Genomic DNA, 16,740 nt, shown 5'->3' with positions numbered 1-16,740 from the left:
GCTCAAGAATTTCGAGCGGTCAAGCCGCCATCGACGGCTATGATCGAGCCGGTGACGTAGGACGCGTTCGGATGCGCAAGGCTCAGTACCATGTGGGCCACTTCCTCGGGACGCCCATATCGGCGAAGGACCGTCCGACGCTTGGCGAAGATCACCTTGTCTTCCGCCGAGACGAAGCCGGTCATGTCGGTGTCGATGGGACCCGGGCAGACACAGTTCACCGTGATGCCTTCTCGGCCGAGTTCGACGGCCATGGCGCGGGTCAAGCCGATGACCCCGGCCTTGGTCGCGCAGTACCCGCTGTGGTCCGGGGAGGCGCCTAGGCCCTCAACCGAGGCAATGTTCACGATCCGCGGCGATTTGGACGTGCGTAGGTGAGGGAGTGCTGCACGGACAACCACCTGATACGCCGTCAGGTTGATCGCGATGGCCCGGTTCCATACTTCGTCGTACTTCTCGTCGTCGAATCGAGCGAAGGCCGGAACGCCGGCGTTGTTGACGACGATGTCGATCTGCCCAAACCGGGCCGCCGTCTCTGCAACGGCCAAAGCGATTTCCTGCTTGCTCGAGACGTCCAGGCGCAATGCAATCGCTTTTCCTCCCAAGCCAGTGATTTCGGAGACCACGCCGGCCACGCGATCGAATGCGACGTCCGTCGCAGCGACAGTCGCGCCGCTGGCAGCGAAAGCGTGGGCGAAAGCACGACCCAGTCCGCTTCCTGCTCCGGTGATGAAGGCGATCTTTCCTTCCATCTGTGCATCTTTCTGGATCGGATTCATGCGCAGACCTTCCGGGAAATGATCAGACGTTGGATGTCGTTGGTGCCTTCGTAGATCTGACAAACGCGGACGTCACGATAGATGCGTTCGACCGGGTAGTCTTTCAAATAGCCATAGCCGCCGTGGATCTGAATCGCGTCCGAGCACACCCGCTCGGCCATCTCGCCGGCGAAAAGCTTCGCCATCGAGGCTTCGCTCACACAGTCCACGCCCGCGTCGAATTTCCGGGCGGTCGCTTGGGTGAAGGTGCGGGCCACCTCGACACTGGTCGCCATGTCCGCAAGCCGAAACGCCACGGCTTGGTGGCCGGTCAATGGTTTACCGAAGGCGGTGCGTTCACGTGCGTAGGCAACCGCATGATCCAGTGCCGCGCTCGCCATGCCGACGGCCTGTGCCGCGATCGAGATTCGGCCGTCGGATAGCAAACCCATGGTGAGACCGAATGCTTGGTTCAGCCCGCCCAGAATGGCGTCCTCGGGCACCTCGCAGTCGTCCAGAGTGATCTGTACGGTATCGGATGTTCGCTGACCCATTTTTTCCTCGGGCTTGCCGACTTTGAAGCCGGGGGTATCGGTGGGAACCAGGAACAGCGTCATGCCCCGGCGTCCCGCATGAGGATCGGTCACGGCAAGCACGATGGCGATCTTCGCGCGTGCTCCGTTCGAGATGAATTGTTTGACGCCGCTCAGTCGCCAACCGCCCTCCGAGCGGACCGCTCGGGTGCGGATAGCCGCGACGTCGGAGCCGGCGTTCGGCTCCGTCAGGCATACCGCGCCAATGGCTTCGCCGCTCGCCATCGCAGGTAGCCATCGTTGTTTCTGCGCAGGAGTGCCGAAGCGGGCGATAGGGCCTGCCGTGCCCAGGCCATGGACATGCATGAGCGTGGACAGTCCGCCGTTGCCGGCCGATATCTCTTCCAGCGCGACGACGTAGGTCAGAAGGCACGCCCCGCTGCCGCCGTACTCTTCCGGAATCAGTAGGCCGAGATAGCCAAGTTCGCCCATTTCTCTGAGCAGCGCATCGGGTACCGGTTCGCCTCGGTCCCATGCGGCGCTCTGCGGAATCAGTCGTTCGCGCGCGAACCGGCGCGCGCCGTCCTGGATCTGAAGGTCGTCATCGGTCAACACGGCTCTCTCCTCCTGTTTTTGATGGTCACGCTCTGCGCCGAACCTCGACCCGACAGATCCAGTCCGGTCGGCCGAAAGGGTGCGCTCGGCTCGATCTCGGTCAGCTGTAGCGGCAACGTAAACGTGATCGACGATCAAGTCAATATATTGACTTAAGGGTCACATACTGCGGCAAATCGCCACCCGAGAAATGTCTCCCCTAACTATTTGCGTCCCGGATATAATATTCTGACCCTTATGTATAACTAGGTGTCGGCCGAAGAAACTGCTTCGAGCCGTGTGGAGGAGTGCGGTGGCAAGGTGGAATAACGAGCTTCGAACCGACGACGAGATCTATCGACTCAAGCGCCGGACCATTCTCAGTGAAGCAGCGCGGACGATCTCGCGCCGCGGTTATCACAACACCTCGTTGGACGACATCGCCGAGTCGCTGAAGGTGTCGAAGGGCACGCTTTACAACTACGTCAAGGACAAGCAGGAGATTCTCTTCGAGTGCCACAAGATGGCACTCGATATCAGCGAGCGCTCCTATCGCTACGCGCATCAGCAGGGCCGGGGGGGCTATGACAAGCTCCGGCTGATGGTTCGGTGCTACGTCACTTGGATGAACGGGACCATGGGGGGCGCGGGCATTATCTCCGACGTCGGCGCGCTACGACTCGAGGACCGCAACAACATCATCGGACGGCGCGATGCGGTCGATGCGCACGTGATCGCGTTCATCGAAGAAGGGATTACCGATGGCACCATCCGCGCCGTCGATCCTCGACTGGCGCGCTTCGCCGTGATGGGCGCCGTGAATTCGATTCCTCTGTGGTTCTCACCGGATGGGCCACTGAGCAGTACGCAGATAGCCGAAGGAATGGTCGACATTCTCATGCAAGGCTTGGGAACCTCTGCGGCCAAAATGTCTGATCACCAACTGCCCTCGTACGCACAGATCGAGGCAAGCGATCACGGCGAGCCCGTAGCTGCCTCGCCAGTGCCGGCCGTTGCGGTGCCGAAGCGCAAGCCCGCCCAAAAGGCCGCGACACCCAAACGATCGAAGTCGGCTGTGGGCGGCACGAAAACCAAGAAGGACCGTTCGTCGAAGAAGTCGGGCCCCGCCAAGCGCTAGATCGTCCGCCCGAGCGATAGCCTCGCTTCGAGCACGGAAAAGCTTCGCACAGAAGCTTAGATCGACAAGCCGTCCGCGCCGCCGTAGCCGGCGCGGATTCGCCGTCAAATCCTCCAGCTGAAACGCGGCAGCGGGCAGCTGCCCGGCTTTTGCCGAGCGCGCTTTCGTGCGCGCTTGCTTCCCGGCGGCACAGTCGAACTGACCAACATAACCATTATGTTGACTTAAAAGTCATAATATTGATATATATAGTTCACTATACCGCCGGACGTCGAAGAGCGGCCGGCAATAACCCAAGCGGGAGGAGAGCTATGAACGTCAAGCGGCATATGCTGCATCGTTGGAATCGTTGTGACTGCGCGCGCGGTGCGCTCGGTTTTCTGCTGGCTACTTCGGCGTGTGCTACGCAGGCGGCGCAGATCTACAGCGACGGTGATTGGAGCGTGCAGTGGAATAACACTGCGGCTTATTCGGTTGGAATGCGCATGCAGGACATCGATCCCGGCATCGGTAACAACCCGCTCCTGCAGAACTCCGAGTACAAGTTCGACGATGTCGGCGACATCGTCACGAATCGTCTCAGCTTGCTGACCGAGATCGGAATCCGGCATGGCAACGACTATGGATTGAGAGTCAGCGCCGATGCTTGGCACGACTTCGCGTATGACAACCATACGATTAAAACCAATCCCGATCTGGCGGCTTACTCGTCCGGCAACCCCGACAACGAGTACTCGCATTATATCAAGCGCTACTACAACCAAGGGTTACAGCTCGACGATGCATTCGTTTACTCGAACACCGACCTCTTCGGTACGCCGGTTCAGATCAAAGCCGGACGTCTGACCGAGTTCTGGGGCAATGCGTTGTTTGCCGGCTTTCAGAGCATTTCGTATTCGCAAAGCCCGCTCGATGTGATCAAGGCGACGACGGCGCCAGGAACCGAGGTGAAAGAACTGTTCCTGCCTCGTGCGCAGCTATCGTTGCATGCGCAGTTGAGTGATTCGCTGGCGGTTGGGGCGCAGTACTTCCTCGAATGGCGTGCCAATCGGCTGCCCGAGGGTGGCACCTTTCTCGGAATCGTCGATCCGGCCTTTTTCTCTGGATCTGGTTCGATCGAAGGCCAGGTTCCGCGTGGACCAAACGACGAGCCGGACAATCTCCACAACAACCTCGGTGTCAACGTGAAGTGGCAGCCGGACGGCGACTACGGAACGCTGGGTTTTTACTATCGGCACTTCGACGAAACGATGCCGTACACACCGATCCTCATCGGCCTTGGCGGTGATCCGCTTGCGCCGTACTACCACCTTTCGTTCGCACGTAATGTGGATCTGTATGGCCTCAGTTTGGATCGTAATCTGGGACCGGTGAGCCTGGGCTTGGAAGCCTCGTACCGTCGGGGCACGGCGCTCTATTCGATGCCGGGGGGTGTATCCAACACGGATGGCGCCAAGGGCAACACGCTGAATGTCGTCGCCAATGGCATTTATGGTCTCACGCCCAACTTTCTCTACGACACAGGCGCTGTGATCCTCGAGGTGGCTTACACCCGTGTGCTTGATGTCACGTCGAACGAGGAACTCTACAACGGTGAGGGTTATGCACCTTGCGCGGGCTTGGGACGAACCGATGGGTGTGCGACGAAGGATAACGTATCCACGACGTTGAACATCGATCCGCAATGGCTTCAGGTGTTTCCGGGAACCGACATCGATCTCCCGCTCAATTTCAACATCGGTGTGTATGGCAACGGTCAGTACCTCGGCACTGCGTTCACCGGCAATGTTCAGGGATCCGTGGCGTACTCCCTCGGCGTGCGAGCCGTCTATCGCGGCAAGTACAGCGTGAAATTGGCCTACAACGGCTACTACGCCGAACCCGGAAAGCAGCCTTCGCAGGATGCCGGCGCAGGTCCCTATGTCCCGACGGGAACCGGAACCTACATGTGGAACGACAAGGGCTGGCTGTCGCTGGTACTCAAAGCCTCGTTCTAGACACACAAACAAAAAGACACAGGAGAACCATCATGATGCATCGAAATCGGATTCTCGCCGGCATCGTCGCGGCGACGATATCTATGGCTGCATTGGCCGGCGCCACGCCCGAGGAAGCCAAAAAGCTGGGTGGCGAACTCACGCCCTTCGGCGCCGAGGCTGGCGCCAACAGCGACGGATCGATTCCCGCCTACGACGGCGGTCTGGCCGCTATGAAGTCGCTTCCCAAGACCAACCCGTCGAAAGCCAGCTATCCCGATCCGTTCGCCGATGAGAAGCCGTTGTTTAAGATCACAGCGCAGAACATCGCTCAGTACAAAGATCAGGTGACGCCCGGTCTGCAAGCGCTGATCAAACGCTATCCGGACTATTACCTCAACGTCTATCCCACGCGCCGCACTGCTTCTTACCCGGATTGGGTCAATGCCAACACGCTGAAAAACGCAACCAACGCGAAGCTGGTGGGCGACATCGATGGAGATGGTGTGGAAGGCGCTTATGGCGGCATCCCGTTTCCGATCCCGAAGAGTGGAACCGAGGTGATTTGGAACCATTACCTTCGTTGGCAGGGCACCTATCGGTACAACCGTACGCAGAACTTTCTGATTGATACCGGTGGTGGTGTCACCGACCTGGGAGATCTGAATTTCTATTACGCCCACCCGTACTACGACAAGACCAAGGACAGCCTGCCGGACAACCGGCCCTTCTATACGGTCGCGAAAACCGTGTTTGATTCGCCGGTGACGGTTGCTGGTACTGCGTATCTCTTCCAGTACCCGCTGAACTTCGCCAAACAGGATCAAGTGACTTGGTTCTACTCACCTGGGCAGCGCAGGGTACGGCGAGCCCCGGAGTTCAAGTACGACACACCGGTAGCTTCTTACGGCGGCGCTTGCACTTACGACGAAATTGACGGCATCGCCGGGCGTCTGGACCGCTTCGAATGGAAGATCGTTGGAAAAAAAGAGATGTACCTGCAGTACAACAATTACAAGCTCAACGCAAACGTCATCAATCGAACCCAGGCATTCACTCCGAAGTACGAAAACCCGGCCATGGAACGTTGGGAAAAGCATCGCGTCTGGGTAGTCGAGGGCAAGCTCCGCGCCGGTGCGCGCCATGCCGCAAGCCGCAAGACGCTCTACTTCGACGAAGACACCTGGGCGCTGTATGCCAGCGAGAGTTACGACCAAGCCGGGAACATCTGGCGTGTCGGAAGCTTTTCCCGCTTCCTGCTCTATCCCGAGACGGTGGCCGAGGGCGGCTTCGCGGGCTTGGTCTATGACTTCAGCAAGGGCAATTACCTCGCTGTGTTCTACCACGCAACCGACGCCGATCGCATAGAGATCAGCACCAAGCTGCCGAACATGTCGACGCTGTCTCCAGAAGCCATGAGCGGCATGGGCGTCCAGTAGGGTATATGCCGCGGCGAGACCTCTCGCCGCGGCGGCATCTGCCCCATTGCTGATAGAGGATCTTCGGAAATGAAAACGATTGGTTTTTTGCTGCTGTTCGCAGTCAGCGGGGCGGCGTATGCACAGTTCGAAGATCCGTTGGATGTTGCTGCTCTGACTCTGGCTGCTCCTGCGAAGGCGCCGATTACAGCGCTCACGCATGCCGGCCCCCTTTTGGTCGGTGTCGGGATGCGTGGGCTCATCGTGTCGTCGGCGGATGGTGGCGTCACTTGGACGCAGCAACCGTCGCCTGTTCAGTCCGATCTTACTGCCGTTACCTTCGTGGGTCCCGCAACGGGATGGATCGTGGGCCACGATGGCGTGATCCTCGCCACTAAGGACGGGGGCAAGACTTGGAAGAAGCAGCTCGACGGGCGTGGTGCGGCGACCGAATTCGCGGCCCACTATCAGCGCCTCGTGGATGCGGGCTCCGAGGAGGGATCGGCGCTGCTCATGCAGACGCATTTGAACTACAAAGACGGTCCATCGTTGCCGTATCTGGATGTCTGCTTCACGGACGAGGAAACCGGGTATGCGGTCGGACCGTTCGGGATGATCGCGGTCACACGAGACGGCGGTTCGAGTTGGCTCCCGTGGCTGGAACACGTCGACAACCCGGATTTCGTCACGCTCAATGCGATCCGAAAAGTCGGCGACACGATTTTCATCGTGGGTGAACAGGGTCTGGTGTTCCGCCTCGATTCGGAGAGCCAGCGCTTCCTGCGCGTCTCGACCGGCTACGCGGGGACTTTCTTCGGTCTCACCGGCGAGGGGCAGACCGTGATTGCGTTTGGATTGCAGGGCACGGTGTATCGCAGCGCGGACGGGGGCAGGCAGTGGCAAAGCATCGCCATGCCTTCTCGCCCGGCGGTCACGGCAGGTGCGGCAATCGGTAAGCACAGCTTCGTTGTGGCAAACGCCAACGGCGAACTCTATCGAAGCTCTGACGATGGGCTCAGCTTCAGCGCATCCGGGGTTGGCGCAGGGGCACCCGCGACTGCGGTCGAACCCCAGGACGGTAAGCTGGTGTACGCCAGCAGTGACGGCCTGAGCCTGGTGAAGTCTGGCGCAACGCCCGGTTCGAACACGGCGGCTTCGCGCGCTGGTGAACCTGCAGCAAAAAGGATCTTAGCGGCCGCATCACGCCCGCAATGACCGGTTCCATGAACCTGCGCTTCACCGCTAAGCGGGCGAGGGCACGGTCGTCGGCAACGCTGGCGATCGAAAACGAGAGGTAATATCGATGTCGGTAGCTTCGACAAGCAATCAGGATGCGATGGCGCGCACGATCGAAGATTTCGATCCGCGCTCGGGCAACCTGCTAGAGCGCATCATCTTCAATTACCGCAAGATGCTGATCGCGGTTTTCGCACTACTCACGGTCCTGCTCGCTTGGAACGCGTCGAAGCTGGAGGTCAATGCGAGCTTCTCGCAGATGATCCCGAAATCGCACCCGTACATTAGGAATTACTTGGAGAATGCCGCGTCGTTGCGTGGCCTGGGGAATTCGATCCGCATCGTGGTCGAAAATCGCAGGGGCGACGTATACGACGCGCAGTACCTCGAAACACTGCGCAAGATCAACGACGCCGTGTTTCTCATGAAGGGCGTGGATCGCTCTTACATGAAGTCGCTGTGGACCCCGGTAGTTCGGTGGTCCGAAATCAACGAGCAGGGAACGCTCAGTGGTCCGGTGATGCCGGATCGATACGACGGTTCCGAAAGCGCGATCGCCCAGCTTCGTGAGAACGTGGCGCGCGCTGGCATCGTCGGCTCGATCGTGTCGAACGATCTTCACTCCAGCATCATCTTCGTGCCGCTACTGGACCGCGATCCCGCAACGGATAAGCCGCTCGATTACGTCGAGCTTTCGCACAATCTCGAGCGCCAGGTGCGCTCGCTGCAGTCCGATACGATCGGCATTCACATGGTGGGCTTCGCCAAGCTCGTGGGCGATCTCATCGACGGCCTATGGCAGGTGATCGGCTATTTCGCGATCGCCGCGGCGATCGCCGCCATCATCATCTATCTCTTCACTCGCTGCTTGCGCAGCACCACCGTGATTCTTTCGTGCTCCATCATCGCGGTCGTCTGGCAATTGGGGACGATTCGGCTGTTGGGCTACGTCATCAATCCGTACTCGGTTCTCGTTCCTTTCCTGGTGTTCGCCATTGGCGTCAGCCACGGCGCTCAGAAAATGAATGGTGTGATGCAGGACGTCGGACGCGGTACCCATCGGTACGTCGCGGCTCGCTACACCTTCCGCCGGCTCTTCCTCGCTGGGGTGACGGCACTCATCGCCGATGCCGTCGGATTCGCGGTGCTCATGGTGATCGACATTCCGGTCATCCGCGAGCTGGCGGTATCCGCGAGCATCGGCGTCACGGTTCTGATTTTCACCAATCTCGTCTTGTTGCCCGTCGTACTATCGTACATCGGCGTCAGTCCGGCGGCAGCCCGACGCAGTTTGAGCTCCGAGAAGGCAGGTGGGGCTGTGAAGGGCACCGCCCGCGCTTACGCGGCGTTGGCGCGCTGTACGGAACGGGCCTGGGCCATTCCGGTCCTCGTGGTCAGCGCGGCCATCACGTTGGCCGGCGCCATGCTCAGCCTGGAATTGAAGGTGGGCGATCTAGATCCCGGTGCGCCCGAGTTAAGGGCCAACTCGCGTTACAACGTCGACAACGCCTTCGTCAGCTCTCATTTCGGGCTGTCGAGCGATCAGTTCGCGGTGATCGTAAAGTCGCCTTCGCCAGGTGTGGCGTCCTATCACACAATGCTGGAGATGGACCGCTTCGAACAGGAGCTGCGCAATCTCCCGGCCGTCCAGACCACCGCCTCGGCAGCTGGTTTGCTGAGGCGCTACACCGCGGCGACATTCGAAGGCAATCCGAAGTGGATGACCATCAATCGAAGCCAGTTCGTGCTGGGCGATGCACTGAACAATGTGCTGGTCGGCAATCCGGAGTTGGTGAACACCGAATATTCCGTTGCCCCGCTGGTCGTGTATCTGAAGGATCACAAAGCCGAGACCTTGTCTCAGGTCGTGCGGGCTTCCGAAGCGTTCGCCAAAGCACACGACACCAAAGATCTGAAGTTTCTGCTCGCGGCCGGTAACTCCGGTATAGAAGCGGCAACCAACATCGTGGTGCAGCAGGCCAGCCGCGAGATGCTGTTGCTGGTGTATGCAGCGGTGGTTCTGCTGTGTCTGATCACGTTCCGTAGTTGGCGCGCGACGCTTGTGGCAGTCATCCCGCTGGTGATGACTTCCGTGTTGTGCGAAGCGCTCATGGTGATTCTCGGGATCGGCGTCAAAGTGGCGACGCTACCGGTGACCGCGTTGGGTGTCGGAATCGGGGTCGACTACGCACTGTATCTGCTGTCGATCCAGTTGATGCACCAGCGTAGTGGAGTTCCGCTCAAGGAATCCTATGCACTGTCTGTGCACTTCACCGGCCGCATCGTCGCGTTGGTCGGCATCACGCTCGCCGCGGGCGTGGCGATTTGGGCGATGTCGCCGATCAAGTTCCAGGCCGACATGGGAATACTGCTCGCCTTCATGTTCCTCTGGAACATGGTCGGCGCTCTCGTGCTGATCCCAGCGCTGTCGCACTTCCTGTTGCAGAAGTCGAGTGTTCGTTGGGCGGAATCTACGGGCGCCGAGGTCCTAGTTTAAAAATACGCCTCCCATTGCCGCGCCGATCGACCCTTTCCTCAATTCTAAGAGCTACCTCGCATGAACATGCCAAACCCGACAACGTCCCTGTTTTCCGGGGTGAGAATTCTCTCACTGGCCGAACAATATCCGGGCCCATTCGCCACGATGCTGCTGGCGGATATGGGCGCGGATGTCGTGCTGGTGGAACGTCCAGGCACCGGCGATCCGGGACGCGCTTTCCGTCCGACGTTCGATGCGATGGCGCGGAACAAGCGCAGCGTATGCGTCGATTTGAAGTCGGAAGCGGGTCGAGCAGACTTCATCGAACTCGTCCGAGACGCCGATGTGGTTTTGGAGGGCTATCGCCCAGGCGTTATGGATCGCCTCGGCGTCGGCTACTCGGTCTTGAAGGAAGTCGCCCCCCGCCTCATTTATGCCTCGATAACGGGATTCGGCCAAAGCGGTCCGTATCGCGACCGTACGGCGCACGACATTTCCTATCAGGCGGTCGCTGGTCTGTTCTTCGGGAAGGTCGGCCAGGGGCCGATCGAAGCATCGACGCTTCCCTTCGGTGACCTGTCGGCCGCCATGTTTGCAGCGTTGGCCGTGGCCTCTGCGTTGTACGGTCGCGAGCATACGGGGCTCGGCACGGCGATCGACATCTCGATGACCGATGGTCTTGTGTCGTGGATGACGCCGTTTCTCGCTCCGGCGATGAACGCCGACGCCTCCAAGGCGGTCGAGCCGCAGCCGGATTTCGGCCCATCCGAACCCGCCTATGGTGCGTTCCCTTGTCGAGATGGTCGTGCTCTGACATTGAGCATCGCCCACGAAGACCACTTCTGGCGCGCCTTGTGCGCGGCGCTGAACATGCCCGAGCACGCGGCACTCAAGGGTCGCCAGCGCGTCGCGAACTGCGAGAGTTTGCGGCGGGGGATCGCAGACAGACTCGTCCTTCAGGATCTCGGGCACTGGCAGCAGCTTCTGGACTCGCACGGCATTCCCTGGTCGCCGGTGCAGGAGTTGGAAGATGTCCTGGCCGACGCTCATTTCGTTGGACGTGGACTGTTCACGAGCGTGCCGACGGCCTCTGGATCTACCGAGAGGCACGTGCTTCAGCCTCTGAAGTTCAGCGCCTACACCACGGCGATCACACGCGCAGCCCCGGCGCTCGGCGAACACACCGCGGAGGTCATGGCGGAAGCGCGCGCGAGAAGTGCAGCGCCGCTGCTGCGTGCCGGCTAGCGGTCCAGCCGGGCATGTACGTGCCTAAATCTCATTTTCACAGTAGATTTTTTCAGTGATTGACTTTAAAGTCAGTAAAACAACTTAAAAGTTATTTGGTCCTCGGGTTCGTCTTCACTCGATTGCCGATTGACGTTTCAACGTAACCTAACGCGAGGTGCGGAGATGCTGGCGATTGAACAATTCGAGCGTGGTGCGAGCCGTTTTCCGGATCGGGTGCTGGTCACCGATGGAACGGAGTCGATTACCTACGCGCAAATGCGGGGACTCTCGCAAAACATCGCGCAGAGTTTGATTCGTGGTGGCGTAGCGCCGGATGACGCGGTAGCCATTCTGTCGCCCAATCACTCCATGGTACTGGCATGCCAGTACGCCATTCTCAAGGCTGGCGCGGTTTGGGTCCCCTGTAACTACCGAAACTCGGCGGCCGACAATGTGCGTCAGCTGGCCATGTTCGAAGTGCGCTGGCTGTTCGCACACAGCTCGCTGATCGATCAGGCCGAGTTGATGCGCAAAGAGCTTCCGTTGCTCAAGGGTGTGGTCTGTCTGGACCAGGCGGTCGACGGGATGCCGGAACTGCAGAAATGGAGTGCGCCTCAAGGCGAACCGCTGCCATTCCCGATGCGGCGGGCATCCGACACGGTGGCGATCCTCAGCACGAGCGGCACCACAGGCCTTCCGAAGGGCGCCGTGCATGCCAACCGCTCTTTCGAAATGATGACAGCCTGCTTCCGCTCGGAACTGAAGTTCGACGAAGCGCCGATTCACCTTGTCATCGCTCCGCTGACGCACGCCGCCGGCGTCTTTCACTACACGTTGCTGTCACAGGGTGCGACGAACGTCATCCTGGGATCGACCGATCCCGAGTCGATCATGCAGGCGATCGAAAAGCACCGCGTTTCAGTGTTGTTCCTTCCGCCGACCGTCATCTACATGCTGCTTGCGCATCCTAAATTGAAGGAATACGACTACTCGTCGTTGCGTTACTTCATCTACGGTGCGGCGCCGATGTCGGTCGACAAACTGCGTGAAGCAGTCTCCGCGTTTGGCCCGGTGATGGCGCAATGCTACGGACAGGCCGAGGCACTGATGATGTGCGCTTGGCTCTCGCCGAGCGAACACGCCGAAATCTTGAACAACCCCGCGGTGAGTCACCGCATTGCAGCGGCCGGTCGCGAATCGCCGTTCACACGAATCGAGATTATGTTGGAGGACGGTTCCTTCGCTCCGAGCGGGACGCAGGGCGAGGTCGTCTTCCAGTCCGACTATGTGATGAAGGGCTACTTCAAGGATCCAAAGGCCACCGAAGAGATCAGCCGCTTCGGCTGGCATCACACCGGCGACATCGGCATCAAGGACAAGGACGGGTTTCTCTATCTCGTCGATCGGAAGCGCGACTTGATCATCAGCGGCGGCTTCAACGTCTTCCCGACCGAGGTCGAGCAAGCGGCTTTGGGTTTCCCCGCGGTGCAGGACTGCGTCGTCGTCGGTGTTCCGGATGAGAAGTGGGGTGAACTCGTGATCGCCGCGGTCGAGATCAAGGCCGGGCACGTGTTCGACGAAGCCGAGTTCATCGCGTTCTGCAAGCAGCGTTTGGGCAGCGTGAAGGCGCCGAAGCGAGTCGAAATCTGGGAAGCACTGCCGCGGAGCACCGTGGGCAAAACACTGCGCCGCGTTGTTCGTGAGAAATATTGGGTCGGCAAGGCGCGACAGATCTGACGCGATGTCCTCGCGCCCAACCCGTTAACGAGTCGACTCCATGAAGCAGAATCCTGTCTACGTCCTCGATGCGGTTCGTACGCCGATCGGCAGTTTCGGTGGTGCCCTACGCGACGTCCCCGTTTCGCAACTCGCGACGACGGCGCTCAAAGGGCTGCTCTCGCGTAGCGATGTCGATCCAGCCCTGGTTGGCCATGTGGTCATGGGACATGTGATCCCGACCGAGCCGCGTGATGCTTACCTCGGTCGCGTCGCTGCGATGGAAGCTGGAATACCCAAAGAGACCCCTGCCTTCAACGTCAATCGCCTTTGTGGATCGGGCTTGCAGGCTATCGTCTCCGCGGCGCAGTGCGTGTTGCTGGGCGACGTCGATGTGGCGATCGGTGCCGGCGCGGAATCGATGACTCGAGGTGCCTACTTGTTTCCGGCAGCTCGCTGGGGAGCTCGCCTCGGCGACCGTCCGATGCTCGACTACGTGACTGGAGCCCTGCAGGACCCCTTCGAGCATTTTCACATGGGGATCACGGCGGAGAACGTCGCGCAGCGTTACGGCATCACTCGCCAGGCGCAGGACGAGCTGGCTGTGGAGAGCCAACGCCGAGCCGCAGCGGCGATCGCCGAAGGGCGCTTCAAGGGGCAGATCGTGTCGGTCGATGTCCCGTCGAAAAAGGGCTTCGAGGCTTTCGATACCGACGAGCACGTCCGCCCCGGTGTCACCCTGGAGCAACTCGCTGCGATGAAGCCCGCCTTCCGCAAGGATGGTTTGGTCACCGCCGGCAATGCTGCAGGATTGAACGATGGTGCCGCAGGCTTGCTGCTCGCGTCGGAAGCCGGACTGAAGAAGCTCGGTGGCCGGGCACCGTTGGCTCGGTTGGTCGCCTATGCGCATGCCGGTGTAGAGCCCGCCTACATGGGGATCGGTCCCGTGCCGGCTACTCGCATGGTGCTCGAACGCGCGGGGCTGCGCATAGCGGACATCGACGTCATTGAGGCGAACGAAGCATTTGCCGCACAGGCTTGCGCCGTCGCTCGCGAACTGGATTTCGATCCCGCCAAGGTCAACCCGAATGGCTCGGGTATCTCGCTCGGTCACCCCGTGGGAGCTACCGGCGCGATCATCGCGACAAAAGCGATCCACGAGTTGCGTCGTATCGGCGGCCGTTACGCGTTGGTGACCATGTGCATCGGCGGCGGCCAGGGCATCGCCGCCATCTTCGAGCGGGTGTGATCGCGCCGTGATCGATACACATCGGCTCGACGCCGACACCACCGAGGTTCGCGACTCGCATCGTTTCGACGAGGCACGTCTCGCCGAGTATCTCGAGAGCAACATCGAGCAGTACGCTGGCCCGCTGAAAGTCGTGCAATTCAAAGGCGGGCAGTCGAACCCGACGTTCGGGCTGATTACCCCCAAGCATCGCTATGTGTTGCGCCGGAAGCCGCTGGGGAAACTGTTGCCCTCCGCCCATGCGGTCGACCGCGAATATCGCGTACTGACCGCCCTGAGCGATACCGGAGTGCCCGTCGCTCGTACTTGGTGCCTGTGCGAGGACGAAAGCGTTCTCGGCAGCAGCTTCTACGTCATGGATTGGGTCGAAGGAAGAGTTCTCTGGGACCCGTCGATTCCGGGGGCGACGCCTTCGGAGCGCGCTGCGATCTTCGACGAGATGAACCGCGTCATCGCGGCGCTGCACACGGTCGACGTCGGCGCTGTCGGTCTGGCCGACTATGGCAAGCCGGGAAATTATTTCGAGCGCCAGATCTCTCGCTGGAGCAAGCAGTACCGTGCGTCCGAAACGCGAGCCATCGCGTCGATGGAAAGGTTGATGGACTGGCTGCCTCGGCATGTCCCGCCGGGTGATGAAGTGTCAGTCGTCCACGGTGACTATCGTCTCGACAACTTGATGCTTGAACCCAATGGTCCTCGCGTGCGTGCTGTGCTGGACTGGGAGTTGTCGACCCTGGGCCATCCGCTCGCTGACTTCTCCTATCACTGCATGACCTGGCATCTGCAGCCCGGCGTGGTGCGCGGGCTCGCGGGGCAAGACCTCGCTGCGCTGGGCATACCGAACGAGGCGGAATACGTCGCGACCTACTGCCGCCGCGCCGGGCGCGAGCCGATCTCGCCGGCAGACTGGTCGTTCTATCTCGCCTACAACATGTTCCGGTTCGCTGGAATTCTGCAGGGCATCGCGGGGCGGGTGGTCGAGGGTACGGCCGCCAGCCCGCAGGCGATGGAGATGGCGGCGGCCGTCGAACCCATCGCGGACATCGCATGGCGTCAGGTCGAATCGATCCGACTAGGCCGCGCCGCTTAACGCGCGCGCTTCATTCTCGGCGTCGGGATCGACCGGCGCCCAAACCGAGATTCGTGACATGGACTTCGAGTATTCGAGCAAAACACGCGAGCTGATGACGCGGCTGCAAGCATTCATGGCCGAGCAGGTCTATCCCAACGAGGCTCGGTTTCACAAGGAAGTCGCGACGGGCGACAGATGGGAGCCGACCGCAGTCATCGAAGAATTGAAGGTCAAGGCCAAGGCGGCTGGTTTGTGGAATCTGTTTCTACCCGAGTCGGCGCATGGTGCCGGCCTCAGTAATCTCGAGTACGCGCCACTGTGCGAGATCATGGGGCGTGTGATCTGGTCGGGCGAAGTGTTCAATTGCTCGGCTCCCGATACAGGCAACATGGAAGTGCTGACGCGTTACGGTAGCCCTGAGCAACAGGAACGGTGGCTGAAGCCGTTGCTCGCAGGTGAAATCCGGTCTGCCTTCGCCATGACCGAGCCCGCAGTGGCTTCCAGCGACGCAACCAATATCACCAGCTCCATCGTGCGTGACGGCGATCACTACGTGATCAATGGACGGAAGTGGTGGATCTCCGGTGCCAACGATCCACGCTGTGCCGTTTTCATCTTCATGGGCAAGTCTGATCCGGAAAATACGAACCGTCATCGCCAGCAGTCGATGATCTTGGTGGCGCGCGACACACCCGGCGTTCAAGTCTCTCGACCCTTGCCCGTTTTCGGTTATGACGATGCCCCGCATGGCCATGGTGAAGTGATCTTTGAAGACGTGCGTGTTCCGGCTAGCAGCATGTTGCTCGGAGAGGGCCGCGGATTCGAGATTGCCCAGGGGCGTCTCGGCCCTGGGCGCATTCACCACTGCATGCGATTGATCGGCCTTGCCGAACGGGCACTCGAGAATCTGTGCGATCGCGCCGTCAAGAGAATTGCGTTCGGCAAACCGCTGGCAACGCAGACGGTCACGCTCGAGCGCATAGCGGAATCCCGCATCCTCATCGATTCGGCTCGCCTTCTGACGCTCAAAGCGGCTTACATGATGGACAAGGTGGGCAACAAGGTGGCGGCCAAGGAGATCGCGATGATCAAAGTCGCGGCGCCGACCATGGCTTGCAAGGTCATCGACTGGGCGATTCAGCTTCACGGAGCCGCTGGTGTCAGCGACGACTTCGGCCTTGCCGCGGCCTATGCGCATGCGCGTGTACTGCGCCTTGCCGATGGACCCGACGAAGTGCATCGGAATCAGATCGGTCGACTTGAACTCGCGGCCTACCAGCCGGCGAAGGCTCACTGAGTCGGCTCGTAAGCGCTGCAGGAACAGCTTCCTGGCGCTCCGAGCCT

Annotated in this window: 12 protein-coding genes; 10 read left to right on the top strand and 2 right to left on the bottom strand. The window is 60.3% G+C overall.

Annotation, left to right across the window (positions count from 1 at the left end; all coding sequences use genetic code 11):
• Positions 1 to 2 precede the first annotated feature (2 nt).
• Both JWQ90_RS18330 and JWQ90_RS18325 read right to left on the bottom strand, forming a co-directional pair.
• A complete protein-coding gene (locus tag JWQ90_RS18330; protein ID WP_299696452.1) occupies positions 3 to 779 on the bottom strand; it encodes an SDR family NAD(P)-dependent oxidoreductase in 777 nt (258 codons plus the stop codon).
• The gene (locus JWQ90_RS18325; RefSeq protein WP_299696451.1) at positions 776 to 1,906 is read right to left on the bottom strand and encodes an acyl-CoA dehydrogenase family protein; all 1,131 of its coding nucleotides are present in this window, start codon (positions 1,904 to 1,906) and stop codon (positions 776 to 778) included. The genes JWQ90_RS18330 and JWQ90_RS18325 overlap by 4 nt, the downstream gene beginning before the upstream one ends.
• Before the next feature lie 292 nt (positions 1,907 to 2,198).
• On the opposite strand from JWQ90_RS18325, the gene JWQ90_RS18320 reads away from it, so the two are divergent.
• From JWQ90_RS18320 to JWQ90_RS18275, 10 genes are all read left to right on the top strand, one after another.
• Positions 2,199 to 3,023 (top strand): TetR/AcrR family transcriptional regulator, encoded by an 825-nt coding sequence (locus JWQ90_RS18320; protein WP_299696450.1) that lies wholly within the window; start codon positions 2,199 to 2,201, stop codon positions 3,021 to 3,023.
• 311 nt (positions 3,024 to 3,334) lie between these two features.
• Complete coding sequence (locus JWQ90_RS18315) at positions 3,335 to 5,020, top strand: DUF1302 family protein (RefSeq protein WP_299696449.1); 1,686 nt, start codon at positions 3,335 to 3,337, stop codon at positions 5,018 to 5,020.
• Between the two features lie 32 nt (positions 5,021 to 5,052).
• Entirely contained in the window at positions 5,053 to 6,438 is a 1,386-nt protein-coding gene (locus JWQ90_RS18310) for a DUF1329 domain-containing protein (protein ID WP_299696448.1), read from the top strand.
• Between the two features lie 69 nt (positions 6,439 to 6,507).
• Positions 6,508 to 7,632, top strand: coding sequence for a YCF48-related protein (locus JWQ90_RS18305; protein WP_299696447.1), 1,125 nt, complete (start codon positions 6,508 to 6,510; stop codon positions 7,630 to 7,632).
• Positions 7,633 to 7,720: 88 nt separating this feature from the next.
• Positions 7,721 to 10,150 carry an MMPL family transporter gene (locus JWQ90_RS18300; RefSeq protein WP_299696446.1) on the top strand — a complete coding sequence of 810 codons (2,430 nt, stop codon included), beginning with the start codon at positions 7,721 to 7,723 and terminating at the stop codon, positions 10,148 to 10,150.
• A gap of 60 nt (positions 10,151 to 10,210) precedes the next feature.
• The gene (locus JWQ90_RS18295) at positions 10,211 to 11,377 is read left to right on the top strand and encodes a CaiB/BaiF CoA-transferase family protein (RefSeq protein ID WP_299696445.1); all 1,167 of its coding nucleotides are present in this window, start codon (positions 10,211 to 10,213) and stop codon (positions 11,375 to 11,377) included.
• 165 nt (positions 11,378 to 11,542) lie between these two features.
• Positions 11,543 to 13,096 carry an AMP-binding protein gene (locus tag JWQ90_RS18290; protein ID WP_299696444.1) on the top strand — a complete coding sequence of 518 codons (1,554 nt, stop codon included), beginning with the start codon at positions 11,543 to 11,545 and terminating at the stop codon, positions 13,094 to 13,096.
• A gap of 40 nt (positions 13,097 to 13,136) precedes the next feature.
• Positions 13,137 to 14,324 carry an acetyl-CoA C-acyltransferase family protein gene (locus JWQ90_RS18285; protein WP_299696443.1) on the top strand — a complete coding sequence of 396 codons (1,188 nt, stop codon included), beginning with the start codon at positions 13,137 to 13,139 and terminating at the stop codon, positions 14,322 to 14,324.
• Between the two features lie 7 nt (positions 14,325 to 14,331).
• Positions 14,332 to 15,414, top strand: a complete 1,083-nt coding sequence (locus JWQ90_RS18280) for a phosphotransferase (RefSeq protein WP_299696442.1) — start codon at positions 14,332 to 14,334, stop codon at positions 15,412 to 15,414.
• A 58-nt stretch (positions 15,415 to 15,472) separates the two neighbouring features.
• Positions 15,473 to 16,693 (top strand): acyl-CoA dehydrogenase family protein, encoded by a 1,221-nt coding sequence (locus JWQ90_RS18275; RefSeq protein ID WP_299696441.1) that lies wholly within the window; start codon positions 15,473 to 15,475, stop codon positions 16,691 to 16,693.
• The last annotated feature ends 47 nt before the right edge of the window (positions 16,694 to 16,740 follow it).

Origin of the sequence: Hydrocarboniphaga sp., assembly GCF_028291725.1 — a bacterium.
Taxonomy (GTDB): domain Bacteria; phylum Pseudomonadota; class Gammaproteobacteria; order Nevskiales; family Nevskiaceae; genus Hydrocarboniphaga.
The sequence above is the reverse complement of the archived record's forward strand: the minus strand, read 5'-3'. Positions and strand labels throughout refer to the sequence as shown.